The 1436-nt window shown below is 46.7% G+C and carries 3 protein-coding genes and 1 pseudogene; all 4 read right to left on the bottom strand.

The window, feature by feature from the left end:
- Nucleotides 1-242 (bottom strand): annotated as a pseudogene (locus tag F6K20_RS38415) (hypothetical protein); the annotation flags it as partial.
- A gap of 83 nt (nt 243-325) precedes the next feature.
- Complete coding sequence (locus F6K20_RS38410) at nt 326-661, bottom strand: hypothetical protein (RefSeq protein ID WP_287254807.1); 336 nt, start codon at nt 659-661, stop codon at nt 326-328.
- The gene (locus F6K20_RS38405; protein ID WP_044492254.1) at nt 658-1275 is read right to left on the bottom strand and encodes a sigma-70 family RNA polymerase sigma factor; all 618 of its coding nucleotides are present in this window, start codon (nt 1273-1275) and stop codon (nt 658-660) included. Before F6K20_RS38405 ends, F6K20_RS38410 begins: the two co-directional genes overlap by 4 nt.
- Before the next feature lie 76 nt (nt 1276-1351).
- On the bottom strand, nt 1352-1436 hold an 85-nt coding region (locus F6K20_RS38400; protein WP_353736909.1), incomplete at its 5' end, for a DUF1688 family protein.

Raw genomic sequence — 1436 nt, 5'->3', positions numbered from 1 at the left:
TTGAAGGTTGAAGGTTGAAGGTTGAAGGTTGAAGGTTGAAGGTTGAAGGTTGAAGGTTGAAGGTTGAAGGTTGAAGGTTGAAGGTTGAAGGTTGAAGGTTGAAGGTTGAAGGTTGAAGGTTGAAGGTGGGTTGAAGGTTGAAGGTGGGTTGAAGGTTGAAGGTGGGTTGAAGCTTGAAGGTGGGTTGAAGCTTGAAGGTGGGTTGAAGGTTGAAGGGAAAAAAAACACTTTTCCCTTGCCATAGCCTAGGCTAGAGCAAACCTTTTGACAGGTCAAACCTTATCCTCTATAGGTGATCCTGAGGTGATGGTTCCTACTATTTCATTTATTGTCCAGTATTGGCTAAGATCATCCAATCAGCTGGTGGAGTATGAATGACATTGCTCACCGATGTCTCTCCCACAACTCCATGCCAATTTTTCTCTAAGAAAGCTTCTAGAGTGGTTAAATTGTGGGTGCGGTAACCACTCCAAGCCATCAGTAAACCAACAGCGATCGCTGAGGGAAGCAACCAAAGCTCTGGTTTACGAGTAGGCGGTGGGGATTTAGCGATCGCATTGATAACTCGTTCCTCCAAGTCAAATGCTGCTGGTGGAGGACTAGGTCGATGTTGGCGCAGAAATGCTTGCCATTGTTGGTCATCAGGTTGAAACTGAGTCATGGCATCTCTCCTTGTTGTTGGATGATATATTTCCGTAGGGAAGTTCGAGCGTGGAAAAGACGAGACTTAACCGTTCCGAGAGCTATGCCCAAAATTTTAGCAACTTCCTTTTGTGGCAAATCCTCTAAATCATGTAGCACCAGCACAGCACGATGGTTCAAGCTCAGCTGTTGCATACCTTGTTGAATAATGTCCTGATAGTGCAACTGCATCAGATCAGGAGTGTAGGAGGATTTGGCATTTTTGAGGGGTAGATCAGCTGTGTCCTCTGGAAGTTGAAGGTTGAAGGCACGTTGCCGTTGCAATTTGCCCCGCTGATCCGATGCCACATTCCAGCAGATGCGGTAAAGCCAGGTGGAGAACTGTGAAGGTTGCCGTAGTTTTGGTAAGCCTTTCCAAACTCGTAGGAACACCTCTTGTACTAAATCATCAAGAGCATAAGCACCACATAGCTGATAGATAGTTGACCTGACGCGCTGCTGATAGCGTCGGTATAGTTGGCGAAAACTCTGCTGGTTCCCCTGTTGGCACTGCAATACCAACTCTGTGTCTGTGCTGGTTGTTTTTGCAGCAGCAGAATCTTCTTTGGAAGCCTGGGCTGATCTGACTGACAACTCTGGGTTCTCCCTCACCGCTTTGTTTTCCGATCCCAACTAGACTTGAGTACCCAATTGAGCAGGTCAAATTTTGTCAAAAGACTGTGCCATCACTTTCTATCTGAATCGGGGAAGAGCCTCCTGGTCTTAATTGAGCAGCAATTCTACGTCCTGCTGTC

It is taken from the genome of Moorena sp. SIO2C4 (assembly GCF_010672485.1).
In the GTDB taxonomy this organism is placed as follows: domain Bacteria; phylum Cyanobacteriota; class Cyanobacteriia; order Cyanobacteriales; family Coleofasciculaceae; genus Moorena; species Moorena producens.
The sequence above is the reverse complement of the archived record's forward strand: the minus strand, read 5'-3'. Positions and strand labels throughout refer to the sequence as shown.

Coding starts and splice junctions, on each gene's coding strand:
- F6K20_RS38410 (WP_287254807.1), bottom strand. CDS start 661: ATGACTCAGTTTCAACCTGATGACCAACAATGGCAAGCATTTCTGCGC.